Annotated in this window: 22 protein-coding genes; 14 read left to right on the top strand and 8 right to left on the bottom strand. The window is 63.5% G+C overall.

Annotated elements, in window-relative coordinates:
* Positions 1 to 127 precede the first annotated feature (127 nt).
* Positions 128 to 1,357 (top strand): MFS transporter, encoded by a 1,230-nt coding sequence (locus QZ634_RS05415; protein WP_291986232.1) that lies wholly within the window; start codon positions 128 to 130, stop codon positions 1,355 to 1,357.
* A gap of 124 nt (positions 1,358 to 1,481) precedes the next feature.
* Here QZ634_RS05415 and QZ634_RS05410 read toward each other — a convergent pair whose 3' ends face one another.
* A complete protein-coding gene (locus QZ634_RS05410) occupies positions 1,482 to 2,264 on the bottom strand; it encodes an SGNH/GDSL hydrolase family protein (protein WP_291986230.1) in 783 nt (260 codons plus the stop codon).
* Positions 2,265 to 2,589: 325 nt separating this feature from the next.
* Between QZ634_RS05410 and QZ634_RS05405 the strand changes: the two genes are divergently transcribed.
* The 8 genes from QZ634_RS05405 (at position 2,590) to QZ634_RS05370 (ending at position 9,636) form a co-directional block, all read left to right on the top strand.
* Positions 2,590 to 3,132 (top strand): cytochrome b, encoded by a 543-nt coding sequence (locus QZ634_RS05405; RefSeq protein WP_291988024.1) that lies wholly within the window; start codon positions 2,590 to 2,592, stop codon positions 3,130 to 3,132.
* Positions 3,133 to 3,197: 65 nt separating this feature from the next.
* Entirely contained in the window at positions 3,198 to 3,767 is a 570-nt protein-coding gene (locus QZ634_RS05400; RefSeq protein WP_291986227.1) for a YceI family protein, read from the top strand.
* 73 nt (positions 3,768 to 3,840) lie between these two features.
* Complete coding sequence (locus tag QZ634_RS05395; protein ID WP_291988022.1) at positions 3,841 to 4,416, top strand: YceI family protein; 576 nt, start codon at positions 3,841 to 3,843, stop codon at positions 4,414 to 4,416.
* A gap of 75 nt (positions 4,417 to 4,491) precedes the next feature.
* Entirely contained in the window at positions 4,492 to 4,737 is a 246-nt protein-coding gene (locus QZ634_RS05390) for a CDGSH iron-sulfur domain-containing protein (protein ID WP_291986225.1), read from the top strand.
* A 95-nt stretch (positions 4,738 to 4,832) separates the two neighbouring features.
* On the top strand, positions 4,833 to 5,423 hold the full coding sequence (locus QZ634_RS05385) for a malonic semialdehyde reductase (protein ID WP_291986222.1): 591 nt from the start codon (positions 4,833 to 4,835) through the stop codon (positions 5,421 to 5,423).
* A 306-nt stretch (positions 5,424 to 5,729) separates the two neighbouring features.
* Positions 5,730 to 6,470, top strand: coding sequence for a c-type cytochrome (locus QZ634_RS05380; RefSeq protein ID WP_291986220.1), 741 nt, complete (start codon positions 5,730 to 5,732; stop codon positions 6,468 to 6,470).
* Between the two features lie 342 nt (positions 6,471 to 6,812).
* Positions 6,813 to 7,259 (top strand): hypothetical protein, encoded by a 447-nt coding sequence (locus tag QZ634_RS05375; protein ID WP_291986218.1) that lies wholly within the window; start codon positions 6,813 to 6,815, stop codon positions 7,257 to 7,259.
* 202 nt (positions 7,260 to 7,461) lie between these two features.
* Positions 7,462 to 9,636 (top strand): hypothetical protein, encoded by a 2,175-nt coding sequence (locus QZ634_RS05370; protein ID WP_291986216.1) that lies wholly within the window; start codon positions 7,462 to 7,464, stop codon positions 9,634 to 9,636.
* Between the two features lie 12 nt (positions 9,637 to 9,648).
* Here the strand turns inward: QZ634_RS05370 and QZ634_RS05365 are convergent, their stop codons facing one another.
* Complete coding sequence (locus tag QZ634_RS05365; RefSeq protein WP_291985706.1) at positions 9,649 to 10,059, bottom strand: hypothetical protein; 411 nt, start codon at positions 10,057 to 10,059, stop codon at positions 9,649 to 9,651.
* 244 nt (positions 10,060 to 10,303) lie between these two features.
* Here QZ634_RS05365 and QZ634_RS05360 point away from each other — a divergent pair, with 244 nt between their 5' ends.
* The 4 genes from QZ634_RS05360 to QZ634_RS05345 all read left to right on the top strand — a co-directional run bounded on the left by QZ634_RS05360 (position 10,304) and on the right by QZ634_RS05345 (position 15,545).
* Positions 10,304 to 10,672: a hypothetical protein gene (locus QZ634_RS05360; RefSeq protein ID WP_291985704.1), complete on the top strand. Its 369-nt coding sequence runs from the start codon at positions 10,304 to 10,306 to the stop codon at positions 10,670 to 10,672.
* Positions 10,669 to 12,171, top strand: a complete 1,503-nt coding sequence (gene istA / locus QZ634_RS05355) for an IS21 family transposase (RefSeq protein WP_291985702.1) — start codon at positions 10,669 to 10,671, stop codon at positions 12,169 to 12,171. Before QZ634_RS05360 ends, istA begins: the two co-directional genes overlap by 4 nt.
* The gene (istB, locus tag QZ634_RS05350; RefSeq protein WP_291985700.1) at positions 12,158 to 12,904 is read left to right on the top strand and encodes an IS21-like element helper ATPase IstB; all 747 of its coding nucleotides are present in this window, start codon (positions 12,158 to 12,160) and stop codon (positions 12,902 to 12,904) included. The genes istA and istB overlap by 14 nt, the downstream gene beginning before the upstream one ends.
* Positions 12,905 to 13,106: 202 nt before the next feature.
* Entirely contained in the window at positions 13,107 to 15,545 is a 2,439-nt protein-coding gene (locus QZ634_RS05345) for a hypothetical protein (RefSeq protein WP_291986214.1), read from the top strand.
* Positions 15,546 to 16,130: 585 nt separating this feature from the next.
* Here QZ634_RS05345 and QZ634_RS05340 read toward each other — a convergent pair.
* From QZ634_RS05340 to QZ634_RS05315, 6 genes are all read right to left on the bottom strand, one after another.
* On the bottom strand, positions 16,131 to 17,159 hold the full coding sequence (locus tag QZ634_RS05340) for an acetylhydrolase (protein WP_291986212.1): 1,029 nt from the start codon (positions 17,157 to 17,159) through the stop codon (positions 16,131 to 16,133).
* A 165-nt stretch (positions 17,160 to 17,324) separates the two neighbouring features.
* Positions 17,325 to 17,777, bottom strand: a complete 453-nt coding sequence (locus tag QZ634_RS05335; protein ID WP_291986210.1) for a pyridoxamine 5'-phosphate oxidase family protein — start codon at positions 17,775 to 17,777, stop codon at positions 17,325 to 17,327.
* Between the two features lie 55 nt (positions 17,778 to 17,832).
* Complete coding sequence (locus tag QZ634_RS05330) at positions 17,833 to 18,492, bottom strand: DUF1499 domain-containing protein (protein ID WP_291986208.1); 660 nt, start codon at positions 18,490 to 18,492, stop codon at positions 17,833 to 17,835.
* Positions 18,461 to 19,999, bottom strand: a complete 1,539-nt coding sequence (locus tag QZ634_RS05325; RefSeq protein ID WP_291986206.1) for a cryptochrome/photolyase family protein — start codon at positions 19,997 to 19,999, stop codon at positions 18,461 to 18,463. The genes QZ634_RS05330 and QZ634_RS05325 overlap by 32 nt, the downstream gene beginning before the upstream one ends.
* Positions 20,000 to 20,123: 124 nt before the next feature.
* On the bottom strand, positions 20,124 to 21,116 hold the full coding sequence (locus QZ634_RS05320; protein ID WP_291986204.1) for an FAD-dependent oxidoreductase: 993 nt from the start codon (positions 21,114 to 21,116) through the stop codon (positions 20,124 to 20,126).
* A 58-nt stretch (positions 21,117 to 21,174) separates the two neighbouring features.
* A complete protein-coding gene (locus tag QZ634_RS05315; protein ID WP_291988020.1) occupies positions 21,175 to 21,372 on the bottom strand; it encodes a TIGR02450 family Trp-rich protein in 198 nt (65 codons plus the stop codon).
* 268 nt (positions 21,373 to 21,640) lie between these two features.
* Between QZ634_RS05315 and QZ634_RS05310 the strand changes: the two genes are divergently transcribed.
* Positions 21,641 to 22,381, top strand: coding sequence for an SDR family oxidoreductase (locus tag QZ634_RS05310; protein WP_291986202.1), 741 nt, complete (start codon positions 21,641 to 21,643; stop codon positions 22,379 to 22,381).
* Positions 22,382 to 22,384 lie beyond the last annotated feature (3 nt).

The raw sequence follows: 22,384 nt of genomic DNA, 5'->3' as shown, positions 1-22,384 counted from the left end.
GTCGTGCCGCCGTGGAGGTGGTTGCTGGCGTCGATGCGCCACGCGAATCCCGACCTTATTGGTCGGCTTTTTGTGCCAATGGCGCCAGAAGGAGCTAGACTCGACGCACGTCTCCCGGAGCATTCCCATGATCCCCGCCGTCGAATCCCTGCCCGCTGGCAGCCACGACCTGGAAGTGATTTCGCTGGTCGGTTTTGCGCATGGCGTTTCGCACTTCTTCCATTTGCTGCTGCCGCCGCTGTTCCCGTGGCTGATGCACGATTTCGGCCTGAGCTTTACAGGCATCGGCGCGACGATGACCATTTTTTTCGTCGTCTCGGCGCTTGGCCAGGCGCTGGCGGGCTTCCTGGTCGATCGCTTTGGCGCGGCCAAGGTGCTTGGCGGCGGCATCACGTGCTTCCTGGTGGCGGCCCTGCTGCTGTCGGTGGTCGACGGCTACCTCGGGCTGACGCTGGTCGCCGCGCTGGCGGGTCTGGGTAACAGTGTTTTCCACCCGGCGGACTTCACGGTGCTCAACCGCCATGTTTCACCGCACCGGCTCGGCCACGCTTTCTCGATGCATGGCCTGGCGGGTAATCTTGGCTGGGCGCTGGCGCCCGTGTTCATGACCGGAATTGCGGCGTCTGCCGGCTGGCGGGTTGCCGCGCTGGCCGCTGCGGGGATCGCCGCGCTGGCGCTGCTGCTGGTTGCGTGGCGTCGCCGGACGCTGGCCGACCCGCCGGGCGCGCTGGTCAGCGGCGTGGCGGGCGGGCAGGCGGTCGCGGCCTTCGCTTTTCTGCGCTCGCCGGCGGTGTGGATGTGCTTCCTTTTCTTCCTGCTGATTACCACCGCGTTTGGCGGCATCCAGAATTTCGCGACGCCGATCCTGCAGAACCTGCACGGTCTGTCGCTGGCCGCCGGGGCGAGCGCGCTTTCGGCGTATCTGCTCGGCGGCGCCGGCGGCATTCTCACCGGCGGTTTTCTGGCACTGAAGGCTGAGCAGGAAAGACTGATCGCTGCCGCGCTCGGCGCCGGGGGCTTGCTCGCTGTCGCGCTGGCGATTCTGCCGCTGCCGCAATGGAGCGTGCTGCCGATGATGGTCGGTATTGGCTACTGCACGGGAATCGCCGGTCCTTCACGCGACCTGCTGGTGCGCCGGGCGGCGACTTCGCGTTTCGGGCAGGCGGCGTACGGGCGCGTCTACGGCTTCGTTTACTCGGGGCTCGATAGCGGCCTGGCTTTGGCGCCGCTGGTCTTCGGCAGCTTGATGGACGGCGGGCGTTTCGCTGCGGTGCTGATTGGCATTGCCGCGCTGTGGGGGCTGTCGATCCTGACCGCGTTGCGCGTCGGTGGCGTTACCCCGCAGGTGGCTGCCTGAGGGCCGGCACCGACCGGGTCAGTGATCGACCAGACGCCGTCGCCGTTGGCCAGCAATGGCGGTCAAGCGCCTGCGGTCAAGCCGACGTCGTCACCATTGGTCACGCCGCAGGCGGGCCAAGGGTTCAGGCAATCCCCGTGCGCTCGAGGGCCGGTCGCCAGCATTTCGCCAGGCGGTTGAAACCACGCACGGTCGGGTGTAGCTCGTTCTCCCAATCGTCGTCGGACTTCAGGGTATGGCGCCCGTCGACCAGTTGCAGCGTCGGTGCCTTCGCCTGCGCCTCTTCAAGGCACAGCCAGAACTGGTCGATCAGCAGTTTGACCACCTCCTGTTGCAGATCGCGGTCGACCTTGGCGTCGTCCATTGGAAACTGCAGCCACTGCCCAAGGCCGAGGAAGCCTTTGCCGTTTGCCGGGGGATAGTCGTAGCTATGTACGAAGACCGGCGTGCCGGGAATTTTCCTCTCGACCAACTCGACAACGCTGAGCAGCGCGTCGATGACCGCTTTGAAAAGGACCTCTGGCTGGCCGTTACGCAGGCAGGAGACGGCCGAGGTGGCGTCGGAACAGTCTTCGAGGAGCAACTGCCCGAGATCGTCCCGGCCCGCAAAATCGTTGCCGCCGCCGGACAGAAAAACCGCTTTGATCGTCCGGCCATAGCCTGTCTTGCGGTCGAGGTCGCGTTCGATCTGCGCACGAATGGGGCCCGACTGGTACTCGACCGCTTCGGCGCCGTTGTGGCCACGTACCAGGATGATGTGCCGCTTCTTGCGGTTCAGTCGCTTGTGCAGTTGGTTGAGAAGATTGTTTTTCGGGTACCAGAACCATGAATCGCCAATGGCCAGGACAGTCGGAAACAGCCCATCCTTGGTCAACAGCGATTCGTCCCATACCGGCTTATTGATCATTTCATCCCCTCCAGTCGATTGTTTTAGCTTGTCTTGCGCATACGGCAGCGTATCGCGAGCAGATAGTCGCATAAGGTATGGACGATCTGCAACGACCTTGATTCAGCGCCGGCGCCAGCGCTTGCGCGGGGCTCGGCCGGCCAAGGCGAATCAGGCCAGGGCGCTGGTGGCCGCCGTGCGGGCACCTTCCTTGACCACTACGGCGAAGGAACTCTCAAGTAGGTGTTAAAGTCGGAGAGTGACTTTGCCGGGCAGGTCCCGGCAATCGGCTCGTCGCTCGGCACGACCAGCGAATCACAGGACAGAACAAGGAAGGATGGAGATGATGGGCAGCGCCCGGTACTCGCTTCCAGCAATCGCTCTGCACTGGCTGATGGCCGTGCTGTTGATCGGCCTGTTCAGCCTGGGCCTCTACATGCACGATCTGCCGCTGTCGCCGGACAAGCTCAAGCTCTACTCGTGGCACAAATGGGCAGGTGTGACCGCCTTCATCCTGGCGCTACTGCGCCTGGCGTGGCGGGTCGGGAACCGGCCGCCGCCGTTGCCGGCGGCGATGCCACGCTGGCAGAAGGCAGCGTCGCACGGCATGCACCACCTCTTCTACGTGTTGATGCTCGCCATCCCGCTCTCCGGCTGGCTGATGAGTTCCGCCAAGGGCTTCCAGACGGTCTACTTCGGTGTCCTGCCGCTGCCTGATCTGCTCGCCAGGGACAAGGAAGTCGGTGAAATGTTGCAGACCGTGCACGAGTACCTCAACCTCACTCTGGCTGCGCTGGTCGTTGCGCACGTCGGTGCGGCACTGAAACATCATCTGCTCGACCGCGACGATGTTCTTTCGCGCATGCTGCCGTTTCGCGATCGCGCCTAACCGTCGCCGCCAAACCGCGGGCAGGGCCAAGCTCCTGGCCCGTTCGCTGCACCTATGGGGAAATCATGAACACCCTTCGCCTTATCCTGGCCACCCTGCTTGTTGCCAGCGGCCCTGCCAGTGCGCGCGAGTTCAGGCAGTTCCAGTTCGACAAGAGCACGCTGCATTTCGTCTCCAGGCAAATGGGCGTAGCGGTCGATGGTCGCTTCAGGAAGTTCTCGGCGACTCTGGCCTTCGATCCGGCCAGGCCGGCGGCGGCGACTGCCCGGCTCGACGTCGATCTGGCCAGTGTCGATGCCGGCTCGCCGGACGCCGATGACGAGGTGGTCGGCAAGCCGTGGTTCAACGTCAAGCTCTTTCCCACCGCCAGCTTCGTTTCCACGGCGATTCGTCCGCTCGGCGGCGACAGATTCGAACTCGTCGGCAAGCTGACGATCAAGGGCAAGACGCAGGAGGTCAGTGCGCCCTTCACCTTCCGTCAGGACGGCGGCTACGGCGTCTTCGACGGCGCTTTCGTCCTCAAGCGCCTCGATTTCGGCGTCGGTGACGGCGTCTGGTCCGACGTCAGTACGGTCGCCAACGAAGTCCAGATCAGGTTCCACATCGTTGCCTCGCCGACTGCCTCCGGCAAGTAAGCCGTTTGCAGGCACGACGCAAGCAACGCTCTGCACGATCGTATTCCATTCCATCTCAAGGAGTTAGCGCATGATGAAGCAAGCCGCCCCCGTTTTGATTTTCGCCCTCGCCGCTCTCTTCGCGGCACCGGGTTTCGCCGCCCCGGAAACCTACGTGGTCGACCCGACACATACCTATCCGCGCTTCGAGTACAGTCATTTCGGATATTCGAACCAGATCCAGCGCTTCAACAAGACCTCCGGCACCATCGTTGTCGACCGGGCGGCCAGGACCGGCTCAGTGCACATCAGCATCGACGCCAAGTCGGTTGATACCGGCTATGCGCTGTTCAATGAACATATTCAGGGCGAAGACTACTTCGACACCGCGAAGTATCCGACCATTACCTACAAGTCCACCGCCGTCAAATTCGACGGCGACAAGCCGGTGGCGGTGGAAGGTCTGCTGACCGTCAAGGGGGTCACCAGGCCGGTCACCCTGACGGTGACCTCATTTCACTCGATGCCGCACCCGATGCTCAAGAAGGACGCCATCGGTGCCAACGCGGTGGCCAGGATCAAGCGTTCCGAGTTCAACGCCGGCAAGAACGCACCGTACGTCAGCGACGAGGTGACGCTTACTATCGCCGTCGAAGCGCTGAAGCAGTAGACTGGCTGCAGCATGGGGCAGCGGGCCCCGTCCACGTCCGCCACGTCGGCGGGCGGGAACAACCTGGAGACTGCGATGAGCGACAACCATCCAAACGTTGCCCAACCGGCGCCTTACCCGGTCGAGGTCGAAGCCGGTAAAACCTACATGTGGTGCGCCTGCGGCAACAGCAAGCAGCAGCCTTTCTGCGACGGTAGCCACAAAGGGGGCCCGTTCCTGCCGCAGGAGTACACCGCTGAAGCGGCCGCGAAGCTCTACTTCTGCGGCTGCAAGCACAGCGCCAACAAGCCGCTGTGTGACGGTAGCCACAAGAAGCTGTAAAGAGAGCGACAAGAAAAACGAAAACGGCGAAATACTGCTCCGGTCATCAACAAGCAGATTCGTCGGCGCCCGTGCGAACCCCTGGAGGAGCGACAATGACCACAAGCCTGAGCGCTGCAGCGCTCGACCAACTATTCTGCGAGGCGCGGACCCACAACGCCTTCGCCCGGGAGCCGGTTCCCGAGGCCACACTCCGTCACCTGTACAGCGTGATGAAGTGGGGCCCGACGTCGATGAACTGCCAGCCGGCGCGGCTGGTGTTCGTGACCAGCGCCAAGGGCAAGGCACGGCTGGCACCGGCGCTGTCGCCTGCCAACCTGGACAAGACGCTGGCTGCCCCGGTGACGGTCATAGTGGCCATCGATACGCGCTTCTACGAGCACCTGCCGACGATGTTCCCGGCCTACGACGCCAAGCCGACCTTTGCCGGCAACGCCGAGCTGGCCGCCAGCACCGCAGCGCGCAATGGCACGCTGCAAGGCGCCTACCTGATCCTTGCCGCCCGCGCCCTGGGACTCGATTGCGGCCCGATGTCCGGCTTCGACGCCGGCAAGCTCAACGCCGAGTTCTTCCCGGACGGGCGTTACCAGGCCAATTTTCTCTGCAACCTCGGTGTCGGCGATCGCGCCGCCCTGCACCCGCGCGGTCCCCGCCTGACTTTCGAGGAAGCCTGCGAGATCGCCTGACGGGAAGGAGGGTGGTCGGGCTGAGTCACTGCCCGAGTCATCGTGCGCCATCTCCGCGGGCAGCTGCGCAATGAAGCAGCGCGCGTTCTCGCGAGGGGGCTGCGACCGCGGCGAAGGATCGCAGGTGTCGGCGCCGCCCGGCATGCGCTTTCCCGGTATTCGTTCCGCTGCACGCATGAGGTCGAAAAGCGTACCGGGCAATTCCCTGACGTCTGGAGAGTTGATTTACACGCCGCAAACAATCGTGTACAAAGATTCACGCTTTCCATGTGCAAGCGCAATGCTGGTGACACGGAGGACACATCAATGTTCAAGGCGCTGGCTGTTACGGTCTCTCTGATCCTGATTCCCGTATTCGCAGTTGCCGCACCGCCGCCGCAAGCGGGCGCCGCGGCCACCGGTCGAGGCTCCACATGGAACCTGCCCTACGCTGAGAAGCAGGCGGCGCTGACGCTGATGGGTCATGCCGAGGCGGGTGCGGAAATTTACCAGGCCCAATGCGCCGCCTGCCATCTGCCGACTGGCGGCGGAAATCCGGACGGCAGCACCCCGCGCTTGGCTGGCCAGTACACCACCGTCCTGATCAAGCAGCTTGCCGACATTCGCGCCGGGCTGCGCGAAAACCCGACGATGTATCCGGTTGCCATGAGCCTCGCCGACGCACAGGCGATAGCGGATCTCGCTGCGTATATCGAGACGCTATGCATTCCGCGTGGTGCGGGGCAGTACGAAGCCCCTGACGCCGCCAAGCAGATCGCCTACGGCAAGGCGCTTTTTGCAGAGAAGTGCACCCTCTGTCACCTGCCGAGTGGTGACGGCATCAAGGAGAAGTTCTACCCCGTTCTCGCCGGCCAGCACTATGGCTATCTGCTACGGCAACTGGTCGACATTCGCGATGGCCGGCGCGGAAACGCCCACCCGGGGATGGTCAAGGTGGTTGCCAAACTCAACGACGTGCAACTGGTGGCGCTCGCCGCCTATCAGGCAAGCCTGGCTACGCGGGTGCGCGGCTGGACACTCCATCCGCGCTTGTGCCAACCTGACTGACACGATGAGGCGGCGTCGGTGCGGGAGTCTGCTGGCGTCCCGGCATCGGCGCTACCAAGTGGCCCGCGCGAGGAATCCGCTGCGCTCGCCTCGACACACCCGAAATCGGGCGACAACTGTCTCGTCTTGCCGTTTAGCCTAACAGGCCCTTTCGCCGTCGTCGCGAGAGCAGCCGGTTTTCCCCGTGCGCTATGCAAATTGCGTCGATAGTACCCATGGCGCCTCAAGTTCGGGTGCTGCCGCGTGCGTTTTATCGTCCCTGACTTGCGCGCAAACCTGCGAATTCCCTGAGACCGATTGGCGATCGCTTCGAACCACCGAAGATTATTCAGAGGTGCCCCTGTGACCCCATACGATGAAAGCCGGGCAGACGCTGCGCGGGCCCTGGCCCATTGGTCGCTCCTGGCGGAATGGAACGGGACACCGCCCGAAGGTTTCAAGGCGGCACCGTTCAGCGGCTCGGTCGCCATGCTTGCCCACCATTCGTTCTTTGTCGCCTCGCCCTGGGGGGCGCTTTACCGCTCGGATGATTCCGGCAGGACCTGGGCTGAGATCACCGATGACAAGTTCAAGGGGGGTGTCAGGGCCATCCTTGCCGTTCCGCCGATCAATGCCCTTGTGGCGGCCAGCCAGCACCTGGTCGACGACCGGTTCCAGGGGGGTAGAAGGCGTTTTCGTCTCGCAAGACGGGGGCGCGAACTGGACATCGCTTTTCAGATCAGTACCCGGCATCGGGTCCTCGACGGGTTACGGCGCCGGCACCCCGCATATTCTGGCCGTGACGCCTAGCGGCGGACTTGTCATCGGGATGAACGCCGGCATCAAGGACGCGCCATTCTCGATTTACAGCTCGTACGGGATGTTCTTTGGCGACTCAAAGCCGGATTGGGCCCGGACCTGGAACGTCGACAAGTGGCGGGGCGGCTGGAACGAGATGTTTCCACCGACGAACACAGTGACCGACACCTCGGCCACTCAGGTGATAACGGCCTTGGCCTTCGGCGGCGAGCACATGTTGGGGGCCACAAGCGCGTCGCGCGGTGGCGCCGACCGTTTTTATGGCCACGAGTGGCAGCTGCAAGCGGTTGGCGTCGAACTGGGCAGTATCACCGCAATGGCGGCCACGGCGGACGGCGCGATCCTCTATGCGGCGAACGCCGACAACGTTCTCTGGCGCTCTGAAGATGCCGGCAAGCAATGGGTTGCGTTCGACGACAGGATCGCCGCGCTGGCAGGGCAGGGTGAGTTGATCCGCACGATCACTCTGAGCGCCGACGGGGAATTGGACAGTGTCTGCTTGATCGGGCCGCAAAGCGCTGCGTTCCTTGCGTGGTCCAGGGAGGACCTGCAAAGCGCGCTTTACGGGATGATCGGCGTCGAACGGCAGGCGCGGGCCGACCTTGCCGAGGCCAGGCGAGGGTTGAAAACCACGCTTCTCAGCGCCAAGGCAGCGCTGGCGGATGCCAGGGAAATGGCGGCAGCGCGGCTGAAAGCGGCACAGACCGCTCTCGACACGCTACAGAAGCGCTACGACACCGATCAGACGGCCCTGAAGGCCAGCATCGAGGTCGTGAAGACGAACGCCATCGAGCACGAGAAGAGCGCGCTGGCGATTGCCGCCAATATCGCCGCCCTGGCGCAGAAAGAGGCCGTCGAACAGCAGCGCGTCGTCGCTGCGGCGGCGCAGACTCGGGCGCTGGCCGAACAGAAGCAGACCCTGGAGGCCGCGCACGAACAGGCGGTCGACACGCTGGCTGCCAACGCCGCCCTGGCCGCCGCGCAAACCCATGCCGAGAGTTTCGCGGGCATGCTGGAACAGGCGAATGCCGACTGGGCTGCGCACCCGAATGGCGAGCAGCAGCGGGGCGCCGTGATCGCGCTGCGCAAGCAAAAGGCCTATGCCGATGCGCACCACCAGATCGCCGGCAACCTGAGCCGGATGCTGTTGTCGGGGACCCGGGTCGAGACCCCGGGCAATCCTCACGATCCGCACAATCCGGGCGACGTCCTGTCGCTGTACGAGGCGACCGGGCAGCAGTTCCCGCTGGTGGGCTCGAAGACGGCCGTGGCGGTGACGCTGCGGCTGAGGGATGGCGCGCCGACGGCGGAATTCGCGGTCCCGCCGGGCATGCTGTATGACCGCGTCGACAACGACACGCTGCACTGGGAAACCCGGCTGAGCGGCTCCGACAAGGCGCCCGGCTGGGTGTTCCGGCAGTTGCCGCCGATCATGCGCCGGCAAAAGCGCCTGCCGCTGAGCCACCTTCTGGCCTGGAGCGACAAGGCCCGCGTGCTGGCTCCCTTCAGCGACGAGCTGCGCCTGACGCTGGCAACCGGCAAGGACGGCACATTGGCGCTGATCGTCAAGGATACCGAGGTGGACGACACTCGCTCGCAGACCACCCACGACCACAGCAGCGGCGACTGGGCGAATGCACGCCCCGCGCTGGTCATTCCGGTTGGCTTGCACCGCGTCGACAGGATCGGCACGGACGGCAAGAAGGCCAGCCTGAAAGACGTGGTCGAGATCGAGGGCACCGACGAGGCCGGTTGCGCCTTGCTCGAACTGCTGCTGACCGCGGCCAGCGTGGGGGAGGACAGCCCGATCGCCCGCTTTGGCGAGCACAAGGACTTTTCGACCCTTGGCCCGAAAGACCTGTTGCTGGTCAAGACCAACCTTTCGACCGCGAGCGGGGGGGCGACCACCGGCGAGCCCTCGGTGCCGCCCAAAGCCCCCTATTTTGCCCCGATCACCCGCATGGCGGATTTCCTGCGCCTGATTTGGGAGGCCAGCGTCGTCCATGTCGGCGGCTTCCTGCTGAAGCTCAGCCCCGCGGATATCGAAAGCGTTTTCGCCGACAGGAAGAAGGTCACGATCAAGCTGGTGGTGATCGGCGGCGATCCGGCATCCGCGTGCCTGCCGGTCGAGGGCTTCCACAACGCCCTTGTCGGCGATGCGCCGAAGGGCCAGCTGCCCGCGTCTGCCGCCTTTGCGGGCGAGCGCGATATCCGCGTGCTGATGCCAACGGCCAGGCGCAGCGTCACCCCCGTCGCGGCAGAGCAGCATGGCGAAGACGACGGTGGCAAGCCGCAGATGACCCTGCGCGTCTTCGCGCGCGACTTCGAAAAGGCTTATGCCGGGTTCGACGTGTCGCGGCCAAGCTGAAACTGGTCGCCGTCAGCCGGCGCGAAGCTGGATGTTCTTGGGGTGGATGTTCTTCGAGCGCTTGATATAGAGCTGGTTTTTCTTCGCTGTTTGGGTCTTCTTTGGTTTTATTTCCAGATCGTGTAGTAGCCCGTCCTGTGATGAGGCAGGAGGGGACGCGAGATGGACAGAGAGAAGCAGGACCCCTGCGTGAATTGCGGTCAGGCGTTTGTGCCGGACAGGCGTAACGCGCGGCATCAGCGTTATTGCGGGTCCGCGGCGTGCAAGGCAGCGAGCAAGCGGGCCAGCCAGGCGAAATGGCTCGCCAAGAACCTCGACTATCACCGCGGACCGGAAGCCGTGGCGCGGGTCCAGGCCTGGCGACAGGAGCACCCTGGATACAGCCGCGGCAAGCGTGCGCCGCTTGCCGAGTCCGCGATACAAGAAACCTTAATGTTCGAGCCTGACGCCTCGGCGCCCCTGCCAGCAGAGGCCGTGCGCCCAGCGAAGAAATCTTGTAACGCTCCCACGATCGAACTGGCGCCACCGTTACAAGATTTCTTGAACGCCCAACCTACTGTTCTGATTGGCTTAATCGCCCATATCTGGGGCAGTACGTTACAAGATGACATCGCCTCGGCCCTGACCCGGCTGCTACAACTGGGACAGGACATTCGAGGAGGCCCGCATGAACAGTCCGACCAAGCGGCTATTGAATCCGCAACGTCAGCGGCAGGTGCCCGCGCATTTCAGCTGGCTCGATCATCGGCTGGTGCGGGAACACTACATCGAGAAGGCTGACGTCTGCGCCTGGGCGCTGTACCTGTTTCTGGTCACTGTCGCCGACGCCTGCGGTCTTTCCTACTACAGCGAGGCCAGCCTCTGCCGACGACTGCAGATGGACGCCGTTCGCCTGGCCCGCGCCCGCCGGGACTTGATCGCCCTCGACCTGATCGCCTACGACGCACCGTTGTACCAGGTCCTGAGCGTGCCCGAGTGTGTGCCGGTCGGCACGCGTCTGGCGCGGCTGCGCGCTGTTCTGGAGAGCCGGCCATGATCGACTATGCCACGTGGTGCGCCATTCGCGAGGGGGTGGCCAGTCATCTGACGGCCCCCCAACTTGCCGCTAGCCTGGACCTGGACGTCAAGACCGTCCGCCACTGGATCGACCGCCCGTACGCCCCGCGGGCGCGCGTGCCGCGGGCCAGCAAGCTCGATCCCTACAAGGGGCGCATCGTCGGCTGGCTCGATGCGCATCCGCTCACCGCCCAGCAGGTGTTTCAACGCCTGCGGGATGCTGGCTACGAGGGCGGCATCAGCATCGTCAAGGACTACGTCCACAAGATCCGCCCACCCCGGCGCGAAGCCTTCCTGACCCTGGCCTTCGCCCCCGGGGAAGTCGCCCAGGTCGACTGGGGGGAATACGGCACCATCGCCGTGGGCAACACCCGCCGCCGCCTTTCGTTCTTCGTCATGGTGCTGGCCTGGAGCCGGAAGCTGTACGTCGAGTTTGCGCTCTCGCAAACGATGGAGCACTTCCTGGCGGCACACATCAACGCCTTTGCTGCCCTGGGGGTGCCGCGCAAGGTCATGGTCGATAATCTGCGCAGTGCGGTCTTGCGCCATGTGCGTGGCGAGCCGGTGCAGTTCAATCCCCGCTATCTCGACTTCGCCCGCCATTACGGCTTCGAAATCGTCGCCTGTGCGCCGAGAAAAGGGAATGAGAAGGGACGCGCGGAAAGGGGCGTCGCTTATGTCAAAACCAATTTCCTGGCCGGCCTGGAGCTGCCAAACTTCAGCGCGCTCAATCCGGCCGTCAGGCTGTGGCTGGAGACGGTTGCCAACGTCCGCCTGCATCGCGAAACACAACGCCGGCCGGAAGACCTCTGGGTCGAGGAACGCGCTCATCTGCAGCCGGTCAATCCCCGGCTGTTCGATGTCGGCCGCGTCCTGACCGTTCGTGCCAACCGACAGTTCCGGGTCACGCTCGAGAGCAATCGCTATTCCGTCCCCGCCCGCCTGGCGGGCCGACCGGTGACGATGAAGGTCTATCCGGATCGCGTCTGTGTCTATCACGACGGCGAATTGGTCGCCCGCCATGGGCGTTCCTTCGAACGCCATCAGGACATCGAGGACCCCGATCACCCGAAGACCTTGATCGCTCAACGTCGGCATGCCCGCGATGCGTTGGTACTCAAGCGCTTCCTGGGTTTGACGCCACTGGCAGAGAAATATCACGCCGGCTTGCTCGATCGCCGGGGGAATGCGATAGCGCATGTGCGCAAGATCGTGGCACTGGCCGAGATCCACGGTGACGACGCGGTCGTGCGGGCGATGACCGATGCCCTGACCTTTGAGGCCTTCAGCAGCGAATACATCGCCCATCTGATTGACGCACGTCGCCGCCAGTTGCCCGAGCCGAGCCCGCTACACCTTATCCGCCGGCAGGATCTGCTGGAGCTTGAACTGCCACCACCGGACTTGTCCGCTTATTCTGGCATCCGCACGGGAAACAATCCGCAAGACGAGGTAGGAGGTGATCATGACCATGTCTGAGGCGCTTCTCGCGAAGCATCTGGGTCGTTTGCAGCTGCCGTATTTCGTTCAGCACGCGCCGGGCTTGATGGCTCAGGCGGCCCGTGAGTCGTGGTCTCATGGCCGCTTTCTCGAAGACCTGGTGGCCGGCGAGGTCGCTCGCCGCGATGAGGCGCTGATTGCCCGCCGCATTAAGGCCGCGCGCTTGCCCGGCATCAAGACGCTGGACGGCTTCGACTGGTCGTGGCCGAAGAAGATCAATCGGCCGCAAATCCAGCATCTGTTCCGCCTCGATTTCGTGCCGCCGCATGGCAACGTGATTCTGCTCGGCGCGGTCGGCGTCGGCAAGACTCATCTGGCCATAGCCCTCGCTCATGCGGCCTGCCTGCAGGGCCTGACGACGCTGTTCACCACCGCCGTCGACATCGTCAATGCGCTGGCCGCCGCCCAGGCCACCGGCGGGGTCAAACGCGAGATGACCAGGCTGCTCAAACCCGCCATCCTCTGCGTCGACGAATTGGGCTATCTGCCGATTGACAAGTTTGGCGCCGATGGCCTCTTCCAGGTGATCAGTCAGCGCTATGAGCGCGGTTCGACAATCATCACGTCGAATAAAGCGTACAAACAATGGCCGGAGATCTTCAACAACGACAGCACCCTCACTGCCGCCTTGCTCGACCGCCTGCTGCATCATGCCGAGACACTGGTCATCGAAGGATCGTCCTACCGGATGCGCGAGCAGCACGACGCCTGATTCAGAAACCGTCCTCGGCCAGCCCCTGCACCGACCGCCTTTGCCCACGGGCCGGGCGGCCCTCTCTTGGCGCTCTCTAACCAACGTTCCAGACCACAGCTCCGGCCTTGCTCGCACCAGATTTATGTCGGCTTGTGGACGCCGGTTTCACCCCGGCGCCGACATCGACGGCGAGGACGGCCGCCTGAAGGTGGCCACCGGCATGGATTCCGACCCGAGAAGCCTGTCGTTCGGGCACAGCACCGTCTGGGTCATGCGCTGGAGCCAAGGCAAGGGCGTGGCGATGACACGGGCCAAAGGTGATGCGCTGTTCTCGGCCCCGCTGCCGGTTAACCGGCATCTGATCACGCGCAGCGTCACCGACCTTGGCGACGAGCATGAGGAACGGGTGTTCTCATCCGTCGATATGGACCGCTGGGCCGCCGAGTTCCTCGCCTCGGTGGAAAGCCTCTTCGATCCGGCAAGCGCGCCCGGCATCGCAGGTTTCGCAGATCAAGACACCCGTCCGCCGGTCGCCACCGACACGGCAACGGGCACCGGCAAACCCGCCGTCCCCGCGACACCCGTCCCGCAGCCGGTGTATGACACCCTTGCCCAAAGCAAGGCCGCTCTGGCGCAGACCATCAAGAGCACGCTCGACTGGATCTATCAGGGGGACTACCAGCACAAGACGCCGGAAGAGACCCGCAAGCTTGGCGAGGTGCTCGGTGCGGCGGAAGAAAGCCTGCTGCAAGCGATGCTGAGTAAGCTCGAAAACGACTACAACACGGCCGTTGTCGGCCAGATCCCGGTGGAAGTTTCGCTGCACGGCCGGATCGAGCCCTGGGACGGGCCGGATCGGCCTGCACCCAGGCTCTTTGGTCCGATTGGCACCACCGGCGTGGATGGCGCGTCGGAGATCAAGAAACTGCCCTACAACTTGAGCAATTCGAAACTGCCGATCCGCAATCGCGGCGATCAGCCGGAATGGCTGAACTTCACCGTGCAGGCCAGGAATCCCAGCGTACAGCCCTTTTTCAAGGCGCATCTGGAGTTCTCGGCGAACGCGGTCGAGCACAAAATTCACTCCGATGATGCCAGAAACGGCTACGTGCCCTCATCCTGGCTGAGCTTTGTTCTGCCGAACGATCGCGACAAGGGCGACCCGAGGCCCAATACCCTGACCGCCGCGCTTGGCCTGAAGGGCGAAGACAGGGACCACCCCGACAGCGTCGCGGAGACGATCATTCCGGTCCCGCTGCGTTCGTTCCCGCCCAATGCCAAGCTGATGCGCCAGACGGCGACCCAGACCCCGCTCGACACAGGCTCCCCGCCAAGGATCGAGGACGTGCTGAAGTGGGACTACCATGTCGAGGTCGAACCGCCGCGTGCGGCACAGGACCGGCTGGTCCTGCAGGTCGTCTTCAACGAAGAGGTCGGTGTCCCGCAGACCGAAAGCGACGCCACCCAAGGTACGTGCATCGACGATGTCCACGGCAGGCTTTTCGACGCGTTCGCGCGCTATCGCTTTGCCCTGACGCAGTTGAAGGCCGACACAGCGCTTGCGGACCGCGACACCGTCGTCAAGCTGAACGGCCTGATCGCCAGCGTCGCCGAGGCCTGGGGTCCGGTCGCCGCCGCTCAGCAGGCCGAACGCATCAAGCGCAGCGACGCCCCGGCCGCGCGCGCGGTGGTGCCGGATGCGGTGCATGAGATCCTGGAGTTCGAGATCCTGGGGTTCGAGATCCTGGGGTTCGAGATCTGGGAGTTCGAGATCATCGTCGCCACGCCCGCGGACGGGCTGCAGACGGTGACACTGGTGCAGCTTTCAGCGGGCGCTGTGCAGTGGCCGCTTCTCGACGGCTATGACGGCCCTCTGCCCGGCAAGGCCGAAGCGCAGCGCGTCTACCGGTCGAGAACGCTCCTCAATGCTCTTCCGGATGCGGTGGCCGCTACGGCCACCGGTTCGCCCACCGCTGCGGCCACCGCCCCGAAAGGCGCGCAATCGTACAGGTTCGTGTGGGAAAAGCTCTACGTTCTGCAATACCAGAGCGCGCATACCGGCGGCTACATCCTGCGCAACGAACGGCTGGCACCCGAAGACGCCTACAGCGCCGCCAAGCCGAACCACGACGACTGGAATACCAATTCGGCCTTCGTCTACCGATCCGAACTGGTGCGCTTCAGCGCGCCCGTGGTCCCGCTGATCAGTGCCGACGCGGTTGCCTACATCGCCGACCCCAACCGCGAGGCGGCCATTGCCGGCATGTTCGACCAGTTCCGCCAAAGCGCCAGCGCGCATCCGGCCAGGGACCTGCAGCTGGAAATCCAGGTGAACTACAGCTTCGAGCTGATGGCCCGTGACGGTGCCGGCCTGCGCACCTCGGTGCCCGTCTTCCTGATGCAGACCACGATTGGCGATACCACGGCGCTGCCGACGGACGGGCAGAACGGCGAGCAGATGTTCGCCGACGACGCCACGGCCGCATCCGCCATCGAGCAACAGATCGCGGCGTGGGAAACGCAGCATCTGGGCCCGGGGCAAAACGACAAACCTGCCTGGGATTTCGCCTGCACGATCTTTGCCACCAGGATCGTTCGTCACCACCGCCTACTGCCGCTGGTGCGCATCGGTCGGGTCGAAATCAGGAAACCTGGCTAATGCAATGCTGCATTCTTGCTGAGCAGCGACCCTGGCAGCAGCGTGAAACCCGTGTGGTGACTGGATTTCGCCTGCGCCACACCGCTGCCGTCGTCGCCAAATCGGGGCAAGCATTCCCCAGCCACCGTCATTGCGAGGAGGCGTAGCCGACGCGGCAATCTAGTTCCATTCTCTGATTAATGGTGCGCCACATCAGCCAGGCGCAAAACAAAACTTCTGGATTGCCACCTCGGCCACGCCTCCTCGCAATGACGTGCGGGCCGGTGTGGCCACCAACTCGCCCAAGTGAGCTGGCGTTGGCTCCGAGCGCCGCGCTACGCGTGAACACGTGCTGCCAGGCGCAGCGAGGGGTATGGTGGCGTGGCAGTACCGAGAAGAAGCCCTGCAATCAATCCAAGCACTTCGGCGACTACATAGGGCAGGTACTGTCGAATCTCGATGTTGTTGTCGAGCTTGCGCAGGACTTCATGCTCCGGCTGCTTCAGCAGCGCGGGTCAAGGTCGGCACCACCACCAGGGCGAAGGCAAACACGGACAGGCGCATGGCATCCAGTCAGGAAAATGGGAGAGCAGGTCGACGAAACGCCTAGTAGTCCGGGGACATGAACTTGGCGAGAATGCTGTTGTGGCGTGCAGGCCAGTTGCGCAGCGCCACATTGCTGCCACCAAGCGCACTCTCGAAGAAAGCGACCGATAGTTCCCTTGTCGCGGCCTTCACCAACGAATTGAGAGCGACGCCGCCGGTGCGATGGCGATCGGTGAACATGCTGTGCGATCCGCCGTCGAATACCGCAAGCACTTTGTGGGCGCCAGGCATGGCGTCGAAAACAGCGATCCTGTCCTCAACCCCCGAGTAGTAGCCCGGAATGCGGATGACGTCTTCAGTGGCGGTAATGTGCAGTGTCGGCACGCTGATTCCGGAGAGAATTCCAGCCATGTTGCTTTCACCGTAGAAGGGCGGTGCCGAAAGCAGGACGGCCGCGCTGAGACGCGGCTCGAAAAGGTCAATGATGCGATCCTGGCGCAGGATGCGCGCACCAATCGCCAGCATAACGGTATTGGCGCCGTACGAATGGCCGGCCGCAACAATGCGCCCGGCGTCGATCCTCGGGCCCAGTTCTTGATCGGCGAGGATCTGATCAAGCGCAAAGCGCAGGTCGCCGACGCGAGCGATCGCCTCCTCTTCCTGGGCCGCCCCCTGCAGGCGCCCGACAAGGCCGAAGAGGTTACCGCCCCACAGCGAACGGTCGCTGCCGACATGCTGCAGGTGCAGACTGGCATAGCCGTGCCTGGCCCAGTACGCGCCAAGGTAACTGTTGTAGCCCCGTCGCGATCCGCCCATGCCGTGCGAGAAGACCACCAGAGGCAGTGTATGGGCGGGCGTCGCCTGGGCCGGAAGATACAAGCGAACCGGAACGGCGCGGCTGCGCGCCGTATCGAACCAGTCGAAATCATGGGTAAGGATCTTCGCAGTGCCCGCTTCAACCGCACTCTCCGTCAATGCGTTAACGGCAGGCACGGCCACCGGCACCTCTGCCACCTGGGCCGCGAGGCGAGTCGACGCCAGCAAGAGCACAAACAGCGCTGTACCGGCGGCGGCTGTGATTTTGATCAAGGGCCTGGTGGATGTGCGTATCGCGTTGTCAGTTGCGACAGCTGGCATATGAAGCTTGAGAGATTTCATGGCGGGACCTTACTGCCAACGAAGGTGGTTTGACGACTCCAATCGACCGTCGCCTTGCCGCGAAGTTTCGAATCTGCCGCGAGTCGACTGACGGAGTCAGTCTCCGGTGCGCCATTCGAGAACCTTCTGAAAACTGGAAACAAGAAGGTAGGAATCGATCTTCACCCTGACCACGGCACAAGTCGGAGAAGCTGCAAATTCGGCCAGATAGGGGTGGCAGGCGAGGAACAACTCGAGCAGGGGAGCGTCTTCCCCAGAAGCCACTTCCTGTGCCTTTCCGATGGCGGTTACCGCCATGGAGTCCTTTGTATCAGAGCCTTTGTTCTCGCGGTTGTCGATCAGTAAAGCGACCCGACAATTGGCCACCAGGTTGGCGAACTTGCACGTCGTCCGATCAGTCAGAACGACCAGTTGCCGCAGGTCGGCGGAGGCCACAAATGCCATTAGGCTGGTGAAAGGCTGGCCGTGGTCGTCGGTCGCCAGCACCGCGAAACGTTGCGAATGAAAAAGATCACTCAGCATCCTTTGTATCTCGACATCTGTGCTCATCTCGTCCATTCCGTAAAGGAAGCCGGGTTTGACGCGTGTTTCGAATACCGTGCCATCAACGCTGGCTCTGCTGCTCGAAGCGCGTTGCAAATTCCTGCATTCGCGAGCGGTTTTTACCCCAGTCGAAAAAGCCGAACAAGGACCGTGATCGAAACTCGATGCGCTGCGTCTGCGCGTCGATTCTGAAATCAACCTGGTCCCTGAAGCCAACGGGCGTGGTGAAGATCACTTCCAACGCCAAATCTTCGCTGCGCACGACTCTTGCCTCGGGGAAGGTATTCAGCGTGGCTTGCAGCATTGCCATGGCCTGCGCGGGGGTGCCTGTGTATCGCAGCGGCAACAGGCTGCCGGTCCCCAGCGAGTTGGCACAGTTGCTGGAAAGCGTACAGGTCAGGTGCGAGGAGATACTGTCGGAAGCATCGCTAGCGTGGGGCTTTGGCGCATCCGACGCACATCCACTGAGCAGGATCGCCAGCGTCATGATGCCAAATCTGGAGTTTTTCAGAACGATTCGCAAGGCCTTCCCCAAGTCAGAAGTGGGCGAGTAGGAACGGCGTGACGTGGGTGGCCCGGCCAGCATCGAACCACAATCGGCAATGGCCAGTTCGTTCGCGACCCGGGCGAAGACGGGGGCGTCGACCACCCTCTCCTTGCCAAGGTAGCCACACATCCGGACAAGAGGATCATAGGCGCTCCAGCGAGTTGCGAAGTTCATCTGCCTGCTCCTGCAACGAACGTCGCGTCGCCTCATCCATTTTCGCCAACTGCCGATAAACCATGCCGAGGCGCGGATTGGTCGAGAGGTTGCCGGCGTTGCGCGCAAAGAAGTCCCAGTAGAGCGAATTGTAGGGGCAGGCTCGCTCGCCGGTGCGCAGCTTTTTGTCGTAATGACAGCCCTTGCAATAGTCACTCATGCGGTCAATGTAGGCGGCGCTGGATACGTACGGCTTGGTGGCCAGCAGTCCGCCGTCGGCGAACTGGCTCATGCCGAGGGTGTTGGGGAGTTCGACCCATTCGAAAGCGTCGACATAGACACCGAGATACCAGCGATGCACGCCTGCGGGGTCGAGGCCGGCCAGCAGCGCGAAGTTGCCGATCACCATCAGTCGCTGGATGTGGTGGGCGTAGGCGTGCTCGAGAGACTGGCCGATGGCGTGGGCGAGACAGCGCATCCTGGTCTGACCGTTCCAGAACCATCCCGGCAGCGCCCGGGCGTGGCCAAACACGTTCTGCTCGACATACTCCGGCATGTGCGCCCGGTAGAAACCGCGGATGTACTCGCGCCAGCCGACGATCTGCCGGATGAAGCCCTCGGCAGTCGCCAGCGATATCCGCCCCGCGCGCCAGGCGGCGTCGGCCTTGGCAACGACCTCGCGCGGATCGAGCATCTTCGTGTTGAGTGCAAATGACAACAGCGAGTGGAACATTCGCCAGGCGCAATGGCTCATCGCGTCCTGAAAGTCGCCGAAGTGCGGCAGCGCTTTCTCGATGAAGGCGTCGAGTTGCTGCAAGGCTTCGGCGCGATTGATCGGCCAGGCCAACTGTGCCGCGTTGGCCCGGCCGAAGCTGTTAACTCCCGCGGAGTCGATCGTCTGCCAGAGCGCTGAATGGTCGTGAGAGGCCCGGAAGTCTGCGGGTTCGGCCGGTAGCCCTGGCCAGGGCTTTCGGTTGTCGTGGTCGAAGTTCCATTGGCCGCCGACCGGTCGGCTGGCGCCATCGATCAGTACTTGATGTTGCAGCCGCATATGGCGGTAAAAGTTCTCCATCAGCCATTGTTTACGTGTCGAAAACAGCCGCGCTGTCTCGTCGCGAAAGGTATAAAAGTGCTCGCTTTGCACCATTCGGCAGGGGATAGATTGCCGCCGACCATAGTCGGCCAGTTGCGCGTCGAGTCGCCATTCGTCGGGTGCCTGGTATTCGAAGGCTCGGATGTTGAACCGAGCAATCAGCGCATCGAGGTTGTCCGGCAGCGCCTGCCGGTTGTCCGGATCATCGATCGTCAGGTAGTGCACGCAGTGTCCGGCCGCTCGCAACTGACGGGCCAACTCGCGCATCGCGGCAAAGATGGCGATGATCTTCTGCGCGTGGTGCAGCACATAGTCGGTTTCCTGGCGCATTTCCATCAAGACGTACAGCACATCGTCGCGCTGCTGCTCGAACCAGGAGTGCCGCGGATTGAGCTGGTCCCCGAGAATCAGCCGAAGGCTTGTGCCGGAACTCATGCGGTTTTATGGCAAAGCCCGCTGCGCTGGCGTTGCGGCAAGCCGTGCTGCCTCTCCAGACCGGGCAAGCGGTGCGTCAGAGGGAAAGGTTCGTGGCAGGGCCGCGACTTACCAAGTCCGGCGGTCAGCATCGCGCGAACGAGCGCAACACCTGTTCGGCCAGCATCCGGCCGCTGCGCCAGGCACCCTCTACTTTGCCGCCGTTGAGCCAGTCTCCGCAAAGGCCCAGGCCAATGTCTGGACGCCAGGCGCAACCCTCGTGGAGGGCCGGTTCGGTGTCGGCGTAACGCCAGCGGTGGACAGTCCAGCCCTGTGGGACCGGACCGCCGAGTTGGCCAAAGGCGGAGAGCAGGGCGGCGGCGACGCTCTCGGGATCGTCTTCCAGATGCTCCTCACTCCACTCTGCGCAGGCGTGCAGCAGCCAGGCTTCCTCGCCGCTGCGGCCCGGCTTGCTGCTATTGCGGGCGATCCAGCGCAGTGGGCCCTGATTGACGAAGGCGGCATCGAACGGCAGGTCGACCGGCGCAGCAAAGCGCAGCATCAGCGCCCAACAGCCGCGCATCACCGCGCTGCCGGCCAGTGCCGCCAGGTCGGGGGCCGCTTGCTGCAATATTGCTACCGCCTGCGGCGCAGGTACGGCCAGCAGGACGGCCGCGAAGCGCGTCTCCAGCCAGCCTTGTTCAGCCGAAAATATCTGCCAGCCGTGCGTCTGGAGCCTGAGTTGCTCGATGTTCGTTGGTGCGTGCACGGCCAGTGCGCTGGCCAGATAGCGGGCAGGCGCCGTCATCGCAGGTATCCCGACAAAGCGCTCGACGGTCGACTCGCGTCCTTGCGATGAATCGCCAGCAAACGTCCACAGCCTGGGATCCCAAACGCCCGCGACGCCGGCTTGATGCCAGCGAGCCACTTCGGCGCGGAAGGCGGGGTGGCGAGCGGTGAAATACTGGGCACCGTGATCGCATTGCCAGTCGTCGCCTCGACGGGCGCTCATGCGTCCGCCGGGGCCGCGACTCTTGTCGAACAGACTGACTTCGAGGCCAGCCCGTTGCAGTGCCGTGGCGCAGGACAGGCCGGCGATGCCGGCACCGATCAGCGCAAGATGGGGGGTCGGATTCATGGTCCCTTTGTCAATCATCGGTCGGACGCGCCGGTGCGTGGATTCTTCCCGGCACAAGTCATTGCCAGCCTTGCAGCCACCGCTGGCCATCGGTTAGATCACGCCAGGACAACGAAAACACCCGCCGAGAATACACGGCTTCCATAACGATGGTTTCAATGCGGGTGGCTGGGTGCTCGGGCTGGATCACCCCGGTAACCAGGAAGTGCTTCTCCTTGCCATACGGGGAAGCCGCCGTCCACTTGCTGAGCAGCAGCTTCTTCGGGTTGAGGTGGCGAGCAGCCGGTGACCAGAAAGCCTGTACTTCGGATCCGGGTGCGGAAGATGGTTTCACGGATTTCCCTATAAGTGTCCTAGACAGATAAGGACTTAAGGCGTAATGTACAGCGGACGGCCCCGGTATATGGCCTTTATTTTCACGGTTGTCTACCACAAGCGGTATCCCTATCGTTCAATCTGATGCTCTCAATGGCGCTCAGGGGAGTCCCTTCCCAAAAAGCCGGTGAAACTGGAGAAGATATGTCATGGAAAAAGTAGCCCTGGTCACTGGAGCAGCAGGCGGGCTGGGTCAATCGGTGGCGGCCAGGCTGGCAGAGGCAGGCTGGCGACTACTGGTGACCAGCCGGGAGGGTGAGCGCTTGACCCACAGCTACGGGGACAGCCACGTTCAGGTGGTCGCTGACTGCTCCAGCGTTGCCGGAGCACGCCACATTTTCGAGGTCGCCAAAGCGCACCAGTTGCTGCCCACGGCATTCGCGCACTGCGTCGGCAATATTCGCCTGGGCGCACTGCATCGCATGTCCGACGCCGACTTTGCGGCCTGCCTCAACGCCAATCTGGTCAGCGCCTTCCATACACTGGCAGCTTTCGTCGGCGCCTTGCGCGACGCCAAGTGCCCGGGATCGGCGGTGCTGGTCTCGTCGGCGGCTGCACGGATCGGCACCCCCAATCACGAAGCAGTAGCGGCAGCGAAAGCCGGTGTCGAAGGGCTGGTACGCAGCGCCGCGGCGACCTACGCGAGCAATGGCATCCGGATCAACGCCGTCGCCCCCGGCATCATGGACACGCCTGCCTCCACCGCCATTCTCGGCACCGCGATGGGCCGCGACGCGGCGGCTCGCCAGTATCCCTTGCCGGGCATTGGTTCTCCCGACGAACTGGCCGAACTGATGGTCTGGCTGCTCTCGGACAAGGCGGCCCGGGTGACCGGCCAGGTGTGGTCGATGGATGCCGGCTTTTCCAGCATTCGACCGTTGGTCAGGTAGGAC

Source organism: Candidatus Accumulibacter sp. ACC007 (assembly GCF_907163205.1).
Lineage (GTDB): Bacteria > Pseudomonadota > Gammaproteobacteria > Burkholderiales > Rhodocyclaceae > Accumulibacter > Accumulibacter regalis.
The sequence above is the reverse complement of the archived record's forward strand: the minus strand, read 5'-3'. Positions and strand labels throughout refer to the sequence as shown.